Source organism: Litoribacter ruber, assembly GCF_018500185.1.
In the GTDB taxonomy this organism is placed as follows: Bacteria; Bacteroidota; Bacteroidia; order Cytophagales; family Cyclobacteriaceae; genus Litoribacter; species Litoribacter ruber.
In genome coordinates, this window is the sequence record NZ_JAHBGI010000003.1 from 217842 (window position 1) to 233037 (window position 15196).

Here is a 15196-nt window from a genome sequence, read left to right on the forward strand (position 1 = left end):
TTCCGACTCGCATTAAGCGCAGCTATGCGAGTCGGAACGACTAAACACCTAAACCAAACCTATACTCCATATATCGAGTTAAAGTCTTTAATTCCTCATACCTTCTTTATGATATTATACATATTCTCTGCTCTGGGCTTGATTCTCCTTCTGAAAGGGGCGGAATGGCTGGTGACGGGGGCGAGTATGATTGCCTACCGCTTAAGGGTCACCCCTCTTGTAATTGGACTTACCATAGTGGCTTTCGGGACCTCTGCCCCGGAGTTTACGGTGAACATTTATGCCGCATACACGGGCAATACCGATATTGCCATAGGGAATATTTTGGGCAGCAACATTGCCAACGTTTTTCTGATTTTGGGTGTATCGGCCATCATCTATCCTTTAAAAGCCATGGGATCCACGGTAAAAAAGGAAATCCCTTTTGCCCTTTTCGTCGCAACGCTCTTGATATTTTTGGTAAGTGACCATATTTGGGGAAATTATGTCTTTATAGGCCTGTCAATCTGGGATGGGTTGATTCTGCTGGCCTTTTTCCTCGGCTTTCTGGCATATACTTTCAGGATCCCCCTTAAGGAGCATGATGCTTTTGATTCGGAGAGTGTACCGGCGGCATCTTTCCCTAAGGCCGTTGGTCTGGTAATAATAGGATTAGCAGGATTGGTTTTGGGTGGAAAATGGATTGTGGATGGAGCCGTAGAGTTTGCCATGCGGATGGGGATGAGCGAGGCCCTAGTCGGGCTTACGGTAGTGGCGGTAGGTACTTCCCTGCCGGAACTTGCCACTTCGGCCGTTGCCGCTTACAAAAAACAGAGCGACATTGCCATCGGCAATGTGGTAGGTTCCAATATCTTCAATACCCTCCTCATTTTGGGGGCCAGTGCACTGGTAAATCCCCTACCCTTTAGCCAGGCCTATTATTTTGATCTTGCGGCCAACTTTTTGGCCTGCCTGATCCTGTGGGTTTTCTTAATTTTAAATAAAACCCATACCTTGGGAAGGTTTAAAGGAGGGTTATTGCTTGCGGTGTATGTAGGGTATATCCTTTTTCTGATATTTAAAAATTATCCGCAATGATGCCAATAGCCAATTTTCCTTTACTTTTAGGGACGGGAGACCGAAGACCGAAGCATGTCTGCCGTGGCGGAAACCAAGAAGCGGGCCTTTCTAACATAAAACCCTGAATAGGCAGTTTTCTGGTGAATTTGCGGATATACTTATATTTAAATAAGAGGATGGCAAACCAATAATTCTCCAACTACGTTAGAAACTTATCAGCCTTAGAAGGAAGTGAGAAAACATAAGCAAAGCATATCCAGGGGCCTTTTGGCCATTGCATTCTACCTGACAGTAGGATTGCCCTTTTGCTTTGCCGAGGCCCCCTCTGTTAAGTCTGACTCCAATTTTCAGTTGGAAGAGCAACTGGATGCCTTGGGGAACTGGCAGTTCCTGGCTTCTTCAGCTTCTTCGGAACCTCTGCCCTCCCAGGGAGAAGTAAATCTGGAACCTGGCTTCTTTGCCAGTTCCAAAGCACTTCAAAGCTTCCATTCCCAATCGGCAATCACCCTTCAAACTATCCAGAATAATATCTGGATAGTGTTTAACATCAAAGAACTCATCTTTCCGTTTGACTATTTCTGGTAGGATATTTTTAAACTTTTGACTAGCCCTGATTGGGCATTCCTTTTATTTCTAATCTGACCGCAAGCACGAAAAAACGGGCACTGCGGTCGCCTACCTCAAATATTATGATCGACATCAATATCTCAGGGTTAATTACCTCCCTGATCTTAATGGTGGTGTTTGCACTACCGATAGTGTACTATGCCATAAAAGCCGGAAAAAAACGTAAGGCTACCAAAAGCTTGCTGCGGCACTATGCTGCGGGAAAAGGGCTCAACCTCGACGAACTTGACACTTGGAGATTTACCTATGGGATCGGATTGGATAATTCCGCTTCCCAATTGATTTATATGGAAAAGGATGGAAATCCAGAAGTTATCACTATTGACTTAGAACAAGTCGAACGCGTGGATGTGCAGGTTTCAAAACTAAAATCATCCCAAAATGGAGGATCCAGCATTATTACGGATTTACAGTTGAGTTTCATTCCTAATATGCCGGGCAAAACGCCAATTAATCTCACCTTCTTTTCCAGTGAAAAATTCATCAGCCTGCAGAATGAATTTGAGCTGGTCAACAAATGGAAACATAAGGTTGAGGGGATTTTGGCTCAAAGGGAAAAAAGCGAAATGGAGGTCTAAACTAAAAAAACCATCCCGTATGTATCGGGATGGTTTTTCAATTATACTAAAGCAAACACCTTATTTTTAGAACCCTAATCCTAGAGCCATGGCCGTAGCCGAAATATTGAAGTCTGAAACTTTACTCGCTTCACCTGAGGAAAGGTCAATCTGGTAGACGCCCATTGCTCCGTCAACTTCCAAAAGTGCATAAGCGTTATCTGACGTTCCTCCTATATCAAAGCCATTTTCAGAGGTAAATGCGATGCCAAGTTCACCCACCATATTTAACACACCGTCATTTGGCGGATCTTGCGTATACAATGCGTTGGTTTCACTATCCAAAACAAACAACATGGTCTCAGTAGCAGTCGGGATATTGTTAGTGTAAGCCGCAGCATTCACATATGGACTACCTGGATTAAGGTCCCCATCCACTTCCACTACAGTACCCTCATCAGGGTGTAGTCTTAGATTCTGTCCCGTATTGCTGACCAACCTGATTCTATCCACTGTTGGGTTAAAGTCAAAGCCAAATGAAGTTCCATCAAGGTAAGGGGATAGCGTACCCACTTCCATAAGCTCACCATTGGCGGTATTTACTGTCATTAATCTGCTTTCGGATGTAATGGCATACAATTGACCATTGGCAGGTCTGAAATCAAGGCCTACTACCGTTTCACCAGTACCAAGACCATCCAAGTCCACATAATTATCAGAAGGAGATAGTGGATTGAATCTGTACAGCCTGTTGTCCGGAGAAGTGGCAAAAGCTATAGGGTTGGTTTTGATAGCGATACCAATGATAGAATGGCTAAATTCGCCTACATTCTGTGCCGCACCCGTGGTAAGGTTGATCGTATAGAGATTGTTTCGCTGCTCATTGTAAACCACTGCCAATGCTGCGGAATTGTCGGGACTGATGTCAAAGTTACCAGTACCGTTAAAATCTACGCCTAAGTCGCCGATTTCTCTGAGTCCTCCGTCATTAGGCGGGTCCTGGACATATAGTTTATTGGTGCTAAAATCAATGTCAAATAATTCTGTTGACTCTGCTCCAGCCATGCTGTTGGTATAGGCTACAGCTCCGATCATAGGGTTATCACCCCCTGATATGGCCCCATCTTCAGCTACAACAGTCCCAAGTTCAGGGTGAAGTCTGAGATTTTGGCCAGAATTGGTCACCACTCTGATTCTATCCACCGTCGGGTTGAAGTCAAGGGAGGCGTTTTCACCTTCCAATGCAGGTGAGAAAGGTCCGTCACCAAGGGCGGTAGCCTCTCCGCTGTTTTCATTGATGATATAAAGTCTACTGGAAGACCCCAAGCCGTAAAGTTGGCCTGTCGCAGGTCTGTAGTCAATGCTGACAATCTCATCTCCATCTTCAAGCCCGGTAATGGATACCGTATTTAAAGGACTCGAAAGATCACGTGCCTGGAACCATACCAGCTGATTGTCGCTGGAAAGAGCCGTAAACGCAATTTCCGGGGCATCACCCGGCATTGCCGTATCATTGTCATGATCCCCATCCATTCCCGGAGGGGAATCGATCTCATCTGTACAGCTCCAAAGTACTGCTCCGCAGACTAGGGCCATTAAAGCATTGTAATTAAATGGTTTTTTCATAATAAGTGGTTTAGTTAGATTAAATAATAGTTAAGATATTTATAAATAAAATTTTAGCAATAGGTTTCACAACAGCTTGTTGAACAACTATGTTTACTAAAATATCATATAATTTTAATTAATTATCCGTAATGATGTCGGTATCCTTTTTTCCTTTGATTGATAGGTTGTCAGACCGGAGACCGGAGACCGAAGACGGGAGACTGTGGCTAGAAAACCGTTTTTTCAAAGGGGACGCCCCATCGCAGGCATCCCTTTGAAAAAATCAACCACCTCAACCGAATAAAGAATAATAAATAAATTATGATGTTAAGTCGTTTGGGAGATATACGAGGCAAGAGGTGGAACTGGATCTACTTGATCCAAAAAAATTTAATAAATTTTGATAAGAAGATTGTATAGCGGTATATAATAGCATTATATATAGGATAATAGAATCAAAAAAATTATGTTAGCCTTATTTAAACTACCTCACCCAAGACTACCAGTTTCTCAAGCGTAGGAGTTTCACTTCCACCTTTCGGCTCTATGGTGATGGCAAAAGCACCTGCTGCGGTCACGGCATCCATTTGTTGAAGCAATCCAATCTGTGTGGCATTAATCAAACCTATACCCACAGGCCCATCTTCTCCAATAGCCCAAAGTTGATAGTCTTGGTCAGGATCCAACACGCCGAGATTTCGGACGGAAGCTAAGACACGTGCTTCACTTCTATCCCAGAAGATATCCACTTGGGCATCCTGTTGGATTTCGAAGGCATCCCCTTCCAGTGGTATACGGTCAAAATCTCCCGCTAAAAACTCTTCCATCTGTTCATATCTGGCCCGGTTGATTTCTACTTCCTCTGCCAGCACAGACCTCTCCAAAACCAAGACCCTGTACTCTTCCTGAGTAGCATAGTATCTGTTGGCAAAATAAATGGCAAAAACGGAAGCGAGCACAGCCGCCAAGCCAGCAGCAATAGCAAAACTTTTCCACCGGGAGGTTTCCTTGTCTTGAGGGGTATCTAAGGTCTTCATCGAACCTTTGGGAGATTCAAATCCCAAATCTTTATAAATCTTCTGCTTGGTAAGCTGTGAAGGCTCAACACCGGTTTTATTATCAAAAGCAAACATAGCAGACTCCAGCTGCCGGAGCTCCTCTTTAATCTCTGGATATTGCGCAGCCATGTTCTCCACTTCCCGGCGCTCCATTTCTGAAAGCTCACCCAAGAGGTAAAGTTCAAGTATGCCTGACGATATGTAGCCTTTAATATCCACTATATTTTCTCCATTTTTTTCTTTAGCACAGCAAAGGAAGCCCTCACTCTAGACTTTACGGTACCAAGAGGTATGTTGAACTCTTCGGCAATTTCGCTATGGGAATAGCCCTTAAAATAAATGCAGTCTATTATAAATCTCTGGTCATCGCTGAGTTCTGTAATAAGCTCTCTCACACCGATTCCCTCCACATAATCACTGGTATCCGATTGCCCCTCAAGGGCTGATATATGATCGTCGATATTGTTGGTTTGCCCAGTCTTAGAAAAATCTTTGGACCTTGTTTTATCAATGGCGGCATTTCGGCAAACGTTGGCCATCCATGTGTATAGAGATCCCTTATCCTCCTGGTAGGTATGGATCTTTCCCACTATTTTGACAAAAGCATCATGAAACACCTCCTCAGCAAGATCCCTATCCAGGATTATTCTAGACACCACAGCAAAAAGAGCCCTGGAATATTTCTCATAGAGATAGTCCACGGCAGCCTTGTTACGTGCTTTGAGTCCCGAGATGATTTGCTTTTCCTGCAATTAGTTGAATTTAAAAAGTACTTTCCTTAAAAGCAATATCTCCACAAATTGTTCAACCATGTAACTGTAAACCATTATAATTTTCTTCTCGAGACCTTATAATCCTCAAAAAACGAAATGCTGATTCTCTACCAAAACCCTAATCTTATTACAAATAAAATAATTTTAAATATTTTACATTAAAAACTTGACAACAAAAACATTATTTCATTACCTTTATCGTATTGAAAGTTCAATATCACACTGTAGGGTGTTGGAACTGGCAGACAAGCCCTCCTGTCTCGGGGGTAGGGAGGTCGTCTTAGATGATAGGATAAAGCAGACTTAGAGCTCAAGTCATGCCTAACAGCCCTGTGGAGGTTCGAATCCTTCTCCTACAGCTAGGTTATTTTGGGTTTATTGTTAATGCAAAAAGCTACGCGGTGTTTACTGCGTAGCTTTTTTTTTTTTGTCAATGGCTTGGTTTAACCAACTCCATATTTTGACTCCAACATTTGCATAGTAGTCAACATCAATTTTTTCAAAACCTCCACATTTATGTCTGACAGCTTTTTGATGTAGATACAAGACTTACCCATTTTGTACTTCCCTAGATTTTTGAGCAACTCATTTTGTTGCTCCCCTCCCATATATACATATAAAGAGATGGCAGCTTTTCGTGGGGAAAAAGCCACTAGAGGCCAATCTCCCTCTTGTCTACTTCGGTCGGATTTGTAGTGATATTTACCAAACCCTATAATAGAGGGGCCCCACATTTTGGGTTCAAAGCCCGAGCATTCGCTCATGACTTGGATCAGGTCATAACTGTCGCGCTTCTTTTGCTCAGTATTCGCAAAAGTTTCTATAAATTCCAGCACATCTGCATCTGTTTGCTTGGTTTTGATCTCAGCCATTCTTTAGTGTTTTAGATTAAATATACATAAAGTTATAGTGTCAGTGGATCAGAACCCTAAAAACCCGTGTAAGCATAGGCAATTCATGTTAAACACATTTTGAGAAAGTGGTCCAAAATAAGCTAAAATGTTAAGCAGATAAAAATATAAATATAACTATTTTAACTTAAAATTGAATCTATTTATTTTTGTAAGTCTGCTAGGTGTGACTACCAAAAGCATTTCGGTTAGATCTGGCATATTTAGATCATCAGAATTAAATGAGATTGGAACAAAGCGTCAATATTTTCGATCAAAAATTACTTTACGACCATGCACCCTGTGGCTACATGGTTTGTAATTTCAATAGGCAGATCAAGTCGGTAAACGAAACCTTTGCCAACTGGCTGCACAGGCCTAAAGACTTTATACAGGGGCTCTTTTTAGATGATTTGGTGGATCGGGCTGCACAGGTGTTTTTGACCAACCACTATCTTCCCCTTTTAAAAGCCCAAGGCAGCATCAAAGAAGCCTATCTTTGTTTTACCGCCAATGGTATAGGCACAGAGTGTAGTATTAGCGGACAAGTTATTCAAGATTTCACCACTGGAGAACACCTCTATTTTTTCAGCTTACTGGATCAAACCGCTCCCGTAAATATAAAAAAGGGGTTTGATTTTGAGATGGAGGGATTAAGTATTTTCAATGGAACCTTAAGCAAAAAACTTGAGGAGTTTGAAAAGTTTGTCTTTAGTCAGGAAGTCGGGTTACATCCAAGGATCGCGGAGTTGGAGGAAGAAATAGAATTGCTGCATCGTGAAGCACTTTTCCGCAATGAGGGGCAATACCTGGCTAACAAAATCAAGAACTTAAGCAGAGTTTCCAACAGGATGATTCAGGATTTTTCAACATACTACCACTTGGACACTGCACCAAGAATGGAGAAAATAAGCTTGCAGGAATTGGTTCATAAGGTGGTTAGAGATATGAATTCAAAGCTCGAAATGCATCAAGCCACCGTGAATGTTGCCGAACTCCCTACCGTGTACGGCAACCGGAAGCAATTGCACTTACTTTTCTACCATTTACTCAGTAACACGATGAAATTCAGGTCTGCTGCCGTTCCTGTGGTTAAGATATTTGCTCAAAAGTCGGACCATGGAATGACACTGATCAATGTGATGGACAACGGCAAGGGCATTGAAAAAACTGAGGCCGACAAAATTTTTGAATTCATGTTTCAGGTGGACAATTCCGGCACCTTGGGGGCTGGGCTTGGCATGACCATTTGCAAAAAAATCGTGGAAATCCACCAAGGTAAGATTGGGGTAAATACACGTTATGGCAATGGAAGCAGCTTTTATTTTACCTTACCTGAGACAGCAATGGATTACAGCTCCTCCAAACAACACATACGGTCTTAAATCCCTCATCCGCTTTCCAAATCCCCAGTACTTGCCTGGCTTTCATGAAAGGTGTTGAATTGGGGGCGTACTTTTTTCTCCAATTGGTCAAGACGCTTGTAAAGCATCCACTTGAACAAGAAGATTGTTTTAAGTTTAGCAAAAACCTTGTAACGAAAACCAATGGGATAGGTACCGCGTAGATCCATCAACAGCCAATCATCAAGCAGCGTCGGTTTAATATCTTGATTTTCAAGTTCGAATTTCAGCCTATATCCTTTCTCGATATTAGCCTGTCCGGGACGACAAGTGATTTCGTACTCTATGGGTACCTGACTGGGGTTAATTACGGCATGGGGTATTGACTTTTCAACCAAGAAAGAATCTCCACTCTTCAAAAAAGTCCTTTCCCCTCCCTTAAGTTTGATGCATACCGTTCCATCTGTAGCTTTTACTTCCTGGGTGTAACTTTTGTGAAAGTGTAGTGGGTTGTCTGAGTTGGGGTACAGTTTCACTCTCATTTTAGTGTACTCCCCTAGTGTCTCTCCTGATGTTTTCAGAAAAGTTATAGAGTGACCTTCTTTATGATTGATAACATTGCCCATACTATTTTCAACCTCAGCATAAACTATACCCAAAACTGATTAAAAATGCAATAAATGATATATGCACACCTGTTTTCCGAAAAACCTCATTCATCTACCGGTAAAAACAGTTTGGCTATCCACGAAACAAACGGGGTTTCCAAAGGGATCATTGGCATAAAACATCCTTTCTCCCCACGGCATAATTTCTATATTTTCATCTACATATTTTACGTTCAGATCATTTAAAAACTTTTGATGCACGAGCTCTATCTGATCCGTGCAGATGTAGATGTATTGATTTTCATGAAAAGACCATGGTTTTTCCACCCCATCACCATCCGCAATGGGGTCATACAAGGCCAGTATTGTCCCTTCCAGGTCAAAATAATGTCTGCCTTGAGACACCCTTTCTCCCTGCTGGTCGAAAACCCCAGTATAAAACTCGGTTGCTTTTTCAATATCATTGACAGGAAATATAATTCTATACAGTTTCATCTTAGCTTTATTTATAATTTCATGGCAAATCTACAAAGACAGGGCATGACATTCCTCTAATTCCTCATCCTGCTTCGGATATTTATTTCAAAAAACGTAAATTACAGAAAGCTTAACCTTATTTTGATATGATCACTACACCGGAACATGACGAGCGTATGGCAAAAATGACATTTGCCTCCGTGTACCCGCATTATCTTACCAAAGTGGAAAAGAAAGGCAGGTCAAAGGAAGAGCTCCACCAGGTAATTGAGTGGCTGACTGGCTTTGATGACAAAAAGCTGCAGGACCTCATCGATGAGAAAGCTACATTTGAGACTTTCTTCCAACAAGCCAGACTCCACCCCAATGCCAGCCTTATCACTGGTGTGATCTGTGGCTACAGAATTGAGGACATCGAAACTCCCCTTACCCGACAGGTAAGGTATCTCGACAAACTGGTGGATGAGCTGGCCAAAGGAAGGAAAATGGAGAAAATCATACGTGGCCAATAAGGACAATTTTATTATGCTTTTTATCTGGCCCCGCCTCCACCGGCCGACACGCCTCCTCCACCGCCAAAAGATGCTCCACCACCTGTTCCGCCTCCCGAACTCATGGGACTTATGGACAAATTGCTCACCATATTGGAAATGGTTTTGGAAGATGGGGCCGATCCATTGTTAAAAAGTACCACATACCAGAAAAGGTAGTGGGAATAATTTCCATTTGGAACATTCGTGAGCAGCTTATCAATATTACTTTTGGTCAACCCCAGGGTGGTCCCATAAATTAAATGCTCATTCAGAAGCTCATAATCCAACTTCTCATCACTTTTCCTCCTCAAGGCTGATTTGAGATATTTCCGATAGCTCAGCCACCTGAAATATTCCTGCTGATACTTAGGTTGTCTCCTAGGAAGGCGGATGCACAACACTATCAAAATTACCAGCAAGGGCACCAAGAGGAGAGACCATTCTTTAATAAAAGCCAATCCCAAGGCAAACGTGCAAAACATGAAAATTGACAGCCCAACCATCCAATACATTCCAATGATACTTCTGGCATTCCAAATATCCAAGCCTTTGCCCTCCTCCGCAACTGCTTTGTTAAACTTTGCCATGAAGGAAGCCCAATTGTGTTTGGCCTTTTGCATCTCGTAAAAGCTGACTTCATTGGCACCTTTGGAAATCTTTGTGAAAATTTGATGGATGACTAAGTGTTCAAAAGGATACAGTGTATTTTCATCACCTTTGAACCTTTCCCGGTCCAATATCCAAAACAGTTTTTTATTGCTGTTTTTCCCATCTTCATTTCTGTCTTCCAACCTTAACATTTTTTTATACGCAAGTTGATAAAGCACTGCAGTCAATTCCCTGCCGATTAGGTACCCATATAGCAGGTAGTTAACAAAGGCCGGGTGAAGATTGGAAGGAGGCCGGTTTTCTATGGATTGGCTAGACTCCGCTTTAGGGTACTCTGGGCGGAATTTTCGGTATATAAAAAGGGCAAACCCAAATCCTACAAGAAATAGACCCATCGCGATAAATGGGGCTTTTGCATATATATCAGCAAAAAAGGCTTCCCTTTCCTTAGCGGCCAGCCTTTTTGCGTTAGCCTCCTCGGCCCATTTCTGCTCTTCAGTCTTAATGTCAACAGCCACCATACCGGATCGCTGGGGAACTTCCTCAAACCAAGCTTCAGGGTAAAGAACCCGAACCTCAAGCATGTCCTTTTTCGTCAAAAAATTGCTTTCAAGTTTGATGGCATCATCATCCTGCATTTCTGAAAAGGCCTGCGCAGGGCCATGGAGCCAGTGCAGCACCTCTCCTTCTTCATCACCTTTACCTTTAAACCGAATAGTGACCGATACGTTCTCCTGCCGCACATCCCATTGGCTATCTATGAATTTATAGTAAAGCACCGCTACATCTTCATACCTCTCGACCAGCCCATTGACGGTATAGGCGATGGTAAACTCCCTAATTTCGTCCCGTGCATCAAAGGCCCAGCCCAACTCCTGGTGATTTTTCTTGTCCAATAGCACCGCAAATCCTTCTTCCTCCTCTCCTGAGAATGGAAATTGCACCTCGCCTTCCATGACCTCAAAATCCGCAAAGGTGACGTTTTCCTGATGGGGAAAATTCCTGAACGCGTAAGAAAACTTGCCCTTAAAATTGTAAGCCCGCTTTTCTACCACCTGAACCTCACCATCCGGAAAAACAACAGCCTCGATTCTAACATGGTCGATTTTATAGCTTTTTTTCGCATGAACTTTTGCTATTGACAGGCAGGTCAAAAGCAACATAAACACTGTTATTCTACGCATCATAATTTAAATATAACTCATTCAATGATATAAAGTATAATCGTAAATAGTCCTGCACCCATAAAAAAAGGCCCGATTCTGGGCCTTTTTCTTATTCTTATTTATTTATCTGTAATTCCGCAATCGCACCGACATGAGGGAAAATTACCAATATTTTGGTCTGATGCTAGAATTGCCGGCATCTTCGGTCTTCGGTCTTCCGTCCTGCCATCATCACAAAAATCACATATCTAATGACTTATCACGCTTTTTTATGACAGCTCCTATAATCAAAGAAAGAACGGCGGAAATGATGATAAGCACACCAAAGCTTTTAATTACCCCCATGACACTGTAATTATCATATAAGCCATTTCTCATTTCATCCATCTGATCACCGCTCATAGCTCCCGCGGCACCAAAGCGCTCCATCATGGCAAGGGCATTTTCAAACTGCACATCGCCAAGCGCTACAGGCAGGTTGGGGTCTACCACATTGAAGAGCAACAAACTTCCAATAGAGGCAATAAGAGAACTCATTACCAAAGCAATGAAAGAAAACTGAAACGCTTTTCCAAAGCTAATGAACCCTCCAATTTCTTTCCGATAATCAAACCCAAAATAGATTACCACACCGATCATCAAGGCCATGCTCACCAACCCCATCCAACTGGCTGCAAGTAGGGTATAATCTACGAAATATAGCAAGAAGGTGAGCGATGTGCTGATCAAACCTAAAATAACGCCTGCTCTAATAGCCGACTGAGAAAGTGAAGAAGTCTCTTCCAATTCATTTACTGTCTTTATCTGTTCCATTGTGTAAAAGTTTTAAAACATGTTAAATAAATAAAACTTTTGTTTTTAATGCAACATTTAGGAGAATAAAAAAAAGACGGAAGACCGGAGACGGGAGATGGAAAATAGGTCATGAGAGCCTACCGTTTTCCTCTTACCTCTTTATCAACCAACCTTGCTTTCCGAATAAATATCGTAAGCTGCAATCAATGACTGCCTTTCGGGTGAGCTGCCATATTTCGGATAACTTTGAAGTTCCTCCCTACTTTCTACATAGACAGGAATGTATCTTGCCTCCAGCTCATCCCACACGATCAGCAAATAGCTATAGGGCATCGGGCTGTTACGCCCTTCCTCGAGCCAGTTTTCGAAATCTGATTCAGAAAGGGGTTTTGGATAGTCGGGGCTGTCGAACATTTTGTTTTTAGTTGGGTAAAAGTTTGGGTACCACGTACAAAGAGTACCAGGCACCAAGTATTTGTGGCGAACCCACACGGCAGCAGCCTCTATACATGGGCAACATACGCTCTCTTTTAGGCCGCAGGCCTAAATCAATAGGATTATATCCTAGCCTAAAGACTAAAATCAAACCCCAATTGCCGGTATACTTGGTACGTGGTACTTGGTACCAAGCACACCAAGTACCACGATAATTTACTCAATACCTAGTACTTAGTACATGATACCTAGTACATAGTACATAGTACATAGTACCTATTACATTAATACCCCAAAGTCTTCAACATCGAATCGCTAGTCTGCTCCTCAGCGAAAAGCTCATGGGTAATATTGCCATTTTCATCTCGCTGAATCAGCACATGTTTCGGAGCCGGGATTAGGCAATGCTGGATTCCACCGTAGCCACCCAGGGATTCCTGATAAGCACCGGTGTGGAAGAAACCTATGTATTGCTTACGGCCCTGCTCGATTTTGGGCAGGTAGATATTGAACTGGTGGGCTTCACTATTATAATAGTCCATACTGTCACAGGTTAACCCACCAAGCGAGATATTGTGGTATTCCTCATCCCAGTTATTCACTGCCAACATGATATATTTTTGGTCAAGTCCCCAACTATCGGGCAGCTGCGTGATGAATGATCCATCAATCATATACCATAACTCCTTGTCGTTCTGCAGCTTTTCATCCAATATGGAATAAAGAACCGCACCGCTCTCCCCTACTGTGTAGCTACCAAACTCGGTAAAAATATTTGGTTCAACCGTGTTGTTTTTAGCACACATCCATTTAATATTTTTCACAATCTGATCTGCCATATATTGGTAATCATAGTCGAAAAACACATTGGTCTTGATTGGAAAACCACCCCCAATATCCATGGTATCGAGTTCTGGTGCCACTTTTCTTAAGTCCACATATTTCTGGATAAATCGCGTCAATTCCGACCAGTAATAAGCCGTATCCTTGATACCTGAGTTGATGAAGAAGTGAAGCATCTTTAGGCTTACGTTCGGGTTGCCCTTAATTTTTTCTTCATACAGCTTGATGATATCCGCATACCTAACGCCCAATCGGGAAGTATAAAAACCAAATTTAGGTTCCTCATCGGAAGCGATCCTGATCCCCACCTTAAATGGCACCTTGACATGCTCCAAGTAGTAATCAATCTCCGTCAGGTTATCCAAGACCGGAATACAGTTTACAAATCCGTCATTGAGCAGTCCGGTGATCAATTCACGGTAAAGCTGTCTTTTGAATCCATTACATACAATGAAGGTTTCTTTTGTGATTTTCCCTCTTTCAAACAGGTTGCGAATGATCGGAATATCAAAGGATGAGGAGGTTTCGATATGAATATCATTTTTAAGCGCCTCATCCATCACAAAGCTAAAGTGGGAAGACTTTGTGCAATAACAATACGTATAGGTTCCCTGATAGTCGTGGGCCTTGATCGCATTGTTAAAAATTGTCTTGGCGTTCTGTATGTTTTCGCTGATTTTCGGCAGGTAGGTGAGCTTGAGGGGCGTTCCATATTCCTCGATGATGTCCATCAGGTTTACACCATTGAAGAATAGCTTGTTGTCCTCTACTTTAAATTCCTTGGTGGGAAAATCGAAGGTTTGTTGGATGAGGTCTTTGTATTTGTTCATTATCAGTGTTTATGATTTGAAAGTTTGGACGGGATTGAAAGCCTTTAGGCCCACAAATACCATACAGAAATTATCCAACTGACCAGCATCTAAACTTATCCGGCCAATCGGGGCACAAAATAAATAAAAAAGAAAGCAGATCGGTTATCATTTGGGCAAAATAATATAGGTCCACTGACCACGGCTGACAACCGACTGTGATCAGTGGACTAATCTCACAACTCCAACACCTTACCCGATTGGAAACACTTATGTTCCCCTTTGGCCACATAGCCCAGTTGATTGGTAAGCATGAGCGTATCCCCAATCAGGAAGTCTTCTGTATTGGTATGATGGTGGCCATAAATCCAATAATTGGGGCCATGGGTCTGGATCCAAGGAAACAGTTCGGTTGCAAATCCTTCGTTGAGGATATTGGTCTTATATTTCTCAGGGTAATGGATAAAGGTGGGCACATGGTGGGTCACCACTATTATTTTTTCCTTAAAGCCATCTGGAATTTCCTTTTTGATGAAATTTAAAGAATTGATATGCAACTGGTTGAAATCCTCCACACTGAAAGGCTTCCCGTTAAGTTTAATTGTCTGAAAATCCATCAAACCTTGCTGAAGAAAAAAGGCATTTTGAGGTTTTATGGCTGACCACATGGTCGAAAAAATCAATTTGACATTGCCTTTGCCGATTACCCGGTTATTGATCAAATGGATATTGGAACGGATCTGCTCATGTAGCTGCCCGCTACGATGAGAAAGATCATTATGATAATATTCGTGGTTACCAGGAAGCCAGTAGACCTGCTCAAAATTATCCGACAGGTAATCAAAAAAATCCGTGTGCCTATCCATAATCCGAAAAGGCACCAAGTCGCCGGCTATTATTAGATATTCGGCGAGTGGCTTGATGGGGTTTTGTTTAAGATGTTCTCTATTTTCCGGAAATTCCAAATGTAAATCAGACAGATATTGGACCCGCATAAGAATAGGTG

16 protein-coding genes are annotated in these 15196 nt (G+C 42.3%); 5 read left to right on the forward strand and 11 right to left on the reverse strand.

Annotated elements, in window-relative coordinates:
* Positions 1-108 precede the first annotated feature (108 nt).
* The 3 genes from KIH41_RS05435 to KIH41_RS05445 all read left to right on the forward strand — a co-directional run bounded on the left by KIH41_RS05435 (position 109) and on the right by KIH41_RS05445 (position 2264).
* Positions 109-1077: a calcium/sodium antiporter gene (locus KIH41_RS05435; protein WP_214161783.1), complete on the forward strand. Its 969-nt coding sequence runs from the start codon at positions 109-111 to the stop codon at positions 1075-1077.
* A 213-nt stretch (positions 1078-1290) separates the two neighbouring features.
* A complete protein-coding gene (locus tag KIH41_RS05440) occupies positions 1291-1644 on the forward strand; it encodes a hypothetical protein (protein ID WP_213943982.1) in 354 nt (117 codons plus the stop codon).
* A 104-nt stretch (positions 1645-1748) separates the two neighbouring features.
* The gene (locus KIH41_RS05445; RefSeq protein ID WP_214161784.1) at positions 1749-2264 is read left to right on the forward strand and encodes a hypothetical protein; all 516 of its coding nucleotides are present in this window, start codon (positions 1749-1751) and stop codon (positions 2262-2264) included.
* 66 nt (positions 2265-2330) lie between these two features.
* Here the strand turns inward: KIH41_RS05445 and KIH41_RS05450 are convergent, their stop codons facing one another.
* The 4 genes from KIH41_RS05450 to KIH41_RS05465 all read right to left on the reverse strand — a co-directional run bounded on the left by KIH41_RS05450 (position 2331) and on the right by KIH41_RS05465 (position 6554).
* The gene (locus tag KIH41_RS05450; RefSeq protein WP_246538976.1) at positions 2331-3869 is read right to left on the reverse strand and encodes a DUF4394 domain-containing protein; all 1539 of its coding nucleotides are present in this window, start codon (positions 3867-3869) and stop codon (positions 2331-2333) included.
* Positions 3870-4330: 461 nt separating this feature from the next.
* On the reverse strand, positions 4331-5128 hold the full coding sequence (locus tag KIH41_RS05455) for an anti-sigma factor (protein ID WP_213943979.1): 798 nt from the start codon (positions 5126-5128) through the stop codon (positions 4331-4333).
* Positions 5128-5661 carry an RNA polymerase sigma factor gene (locus KIH41_RS05460; RefSeq protein WP_213943978.1) on the reverse strand — a complete coding sequence of 178 codons (534 nt, stop codon included), beginning with the start codon at positions 5659-5661 and terminating at the stop codon, positions 5128-5130. The genes KIH41_RS05455 and KIH41_RS05460 overlap by 1 nt, the downstream gene beginning before the upstream one ends.
* 464 nt (positions 5662-6125) lie before the next feature.
* Positions 6126-6554 (reverse strand): DUF1801 domain-containing protein, encoded by a 429-nt coding sequence (locus tag KIH41_RS05465; protein WP_214161785.1) that lies wholly within the window; start codon positions 6552-6554, stop codon positions 6126-6128.
* Positions 6555-6814: 260 nt separating this feature from the next.
* Between KIH41_RS05465 and KIH41_RS05470 the strand changes: the two genes are divergently transcribed.
* The gene (locus tag KIH41_RS05470; protein WP_214161786.1) at positions 6815-7957 is read left to right on the forward strand and encodes a sensor histidine kinase; all 1143 of its coding nucleotides are present in this window, start codon (positions 6815-6817) and stop codon (positions 7955-7957) included.
* Between the two features lie 5 nt (positions 7958-7962).
* Here the strand turns inward: KIH41_RS05470 and KIH41_RS05475 are convergent, their stop codons facing one another.
* The gene (locus KIH41_RS05475) at positions 7963-8457 is read right to left on the reverse strand and encodes a cupin domain-containing protein (RefSeq protein WP_213943975.1); all 495 of its coding nucleotides are present in this window, start codon (positions 8455-8457) and stop codon (positions 7963-7965) included.
* 174 nt (positions 8458-8631) lie between these two features.
* Positions 8632-9018: a VOC family protein gene (locus tag KIH41_RS05480; RefSeq protein WP_214161787.1), complete on the reverse strand. Its 387-nt coding sequence runs from the start codon at positions 9016-9018 to the stop codon at positions 8632-8634.
* Between the two features lie 128 nt (positions 9019-9146).
* On the opposite strand from KIH41_RS05480, the gene KIH41_RS05485 reads away from it, so the two are divergent.
* Positions 9147-9512: a DUF2200 domain-containing protein gene (locus KIH41_RS05485; protein WP_214161788.1), complete on the forward strand. Its 366-nt coding sequence runs from the start codon at positions 9147-9149 to the stop codon at positions 9510-9512.
* A 20-nt stretch (positions 9513-9532) separates the two neighbouring features.
* Here KIH41_RS05485 and KIH41_RS05490 read toward each other — a convergent pair whose 3' ends face one another.
* The 5 genes from KIH41_RS05490 to KIH41_RS05510 form a co-directional block, all read right to left on the reverse strand.
* Positions 9533-11329 (reverse strand): DUF2207 domain-containing protein, encoded by a 1797-nt coding sequence (locus KIH41_RS05490; RefSeq protein WP_214161789.1) that lies wholly within the window; start codon positions 11327-11329, stop codon positions 9533-9535.
* Positions 11330-11548: 219 nt separating this feature from the next.
* Positions 11549-12121, reverse strand: coding sequence for a DUF4199 domain-containing protein (locus tag KIH41_RS05495; RefSeq protein ID WP_214161790.1), 573 nt, complete (start codon positions 12119-12121; stop codon positions 11549-11551).
* A 144-nt stretch (positions 12122-12265) separates the two neighbouring features.
* Positions 12266-12517 (reverse strand): hypothetical protein, encoded by a 252-nt coding sequence (locus KIH41_RS05500; RefSeq protein WP_214161791.1) that lies wholly within the window; start codon positions 12515-12517, stop codon positions 12266-12268.
* Positions 12518-12822: 305 nt separating this feature from the next.
* A complete protein-coding gene (locus KIH41_RS05505; RefSeq protein WP_213943969.1) occupies positions 12823-14211 on the reverse strand; it encodes an arginine decarboxylase in 1389 nt (462 codons plus the stop codon).
* A 215-nt stretch (positions 14212-14426) separates the two neighbouring features.
* The gene (locus KIH41_RS05510) at positions 14427-15185 is read right to left on the reverse strand and encodes a metallophosphoesterase (RefSeq protein ID WP_214161792.1); all 759 of its coding nucleotides are present in this window, start codon (positions 15183-15185) and stop codon (positions 14427-14429) included.
* Between the last annotated feature and the right edge of the window lie 11 nt (positions 15186-15196).

Bases quoted from the DNA above. Each gene is read 5' to 3' on its own strand.
- KIH41_RS05450 (WP_246538976.1), bottom strand. From the start codon at position 3,869: ATGAAAAAACCATTTAATTACAATGCTTTAATGGCCCTAGTCTGCGGA.
- KIH41_RS05485 (WP_214161788.1), top strand. From the start codon at position 9,147: ATGATCACTACACCGGAACATGACGAGCGTATGGCAAAAATGACATTT.
- KIH41_RS05445 (WP_214161784.1), top strand. From the start codon at position 1,749: ATGATCGACATCAATATCTCAGGGTTAATTACCTCCCTGATCTTAATG.
- KIH41_RS05510 (WP_214161792.1), bottom strand. From the start codon at position 15,185: ATGCGGGTCCAATATCTGTCTGATTTACATTTGGAATTTCCGGAAAAT.
- KIH41_RS05500 (WP_214161791.1), bottom strand. From the start codon at position 12,517: ATGTTCGACAGCCCCGACTATCCAAAACCCCTTTCTGAATCAGATTTC.
- KIH41_RS05465 (WP_214161785.1), bottom strand. From the start codon at position 6,554: ATGGCTGAGATCAAAACCAAGCAAACAGATGCAGATGTGCTGGAATTT.
- KIH41_RS05480 (WP_214161787.1), bottom strand. From the start codon at position 9,018: ATGAAACTGTATAGAATTATATTTCCTGTCAATGATATTGAAAAAGCA.
- KIH41_RS05435 (WP_214161783.1), top strand. From the start codon at position 109: ATGATATTATACATATTCTCTGCTCTGGGCTTGATTCTCCTTCTGAAA.
- KIH41_RS05495 (WP_214161790.1), bottom strand. From the start codon at position 12,121: ATGGAACAGATAAAGACAGTAAATGAATTGGAAGAGACTTCTTCACTT.
- KIH41_RS05505 (WP_213943969.1), bottom strand. From the start codon at position 14,211: ATGAACAAATACAAAGACCTCATCCAACAAACCTTCGATTTTCCCACC.
- KIH41_RS05490 (WP_214161789.1), bottom strand. From the start codon at position 11,329: ATGATGCGTAGAATAACAGTGTTTATGTTGCTTTTGACCTGCCTGTCA.
- KIH41_RS05470 (WP_214161786.1), top strand. From the start codon at position 6,815: ATGAGATTGGAACAAAGCGTCAATATTTTCGATCAAAAATTACTTTAC.
- KIH41_RS05475 (WP_213943975.1), bottom strand. From the start codon at position 8,457: ATGAGAGTGAAACTGTACCCCAACTCAGACAACCCACTACACTTTCAC.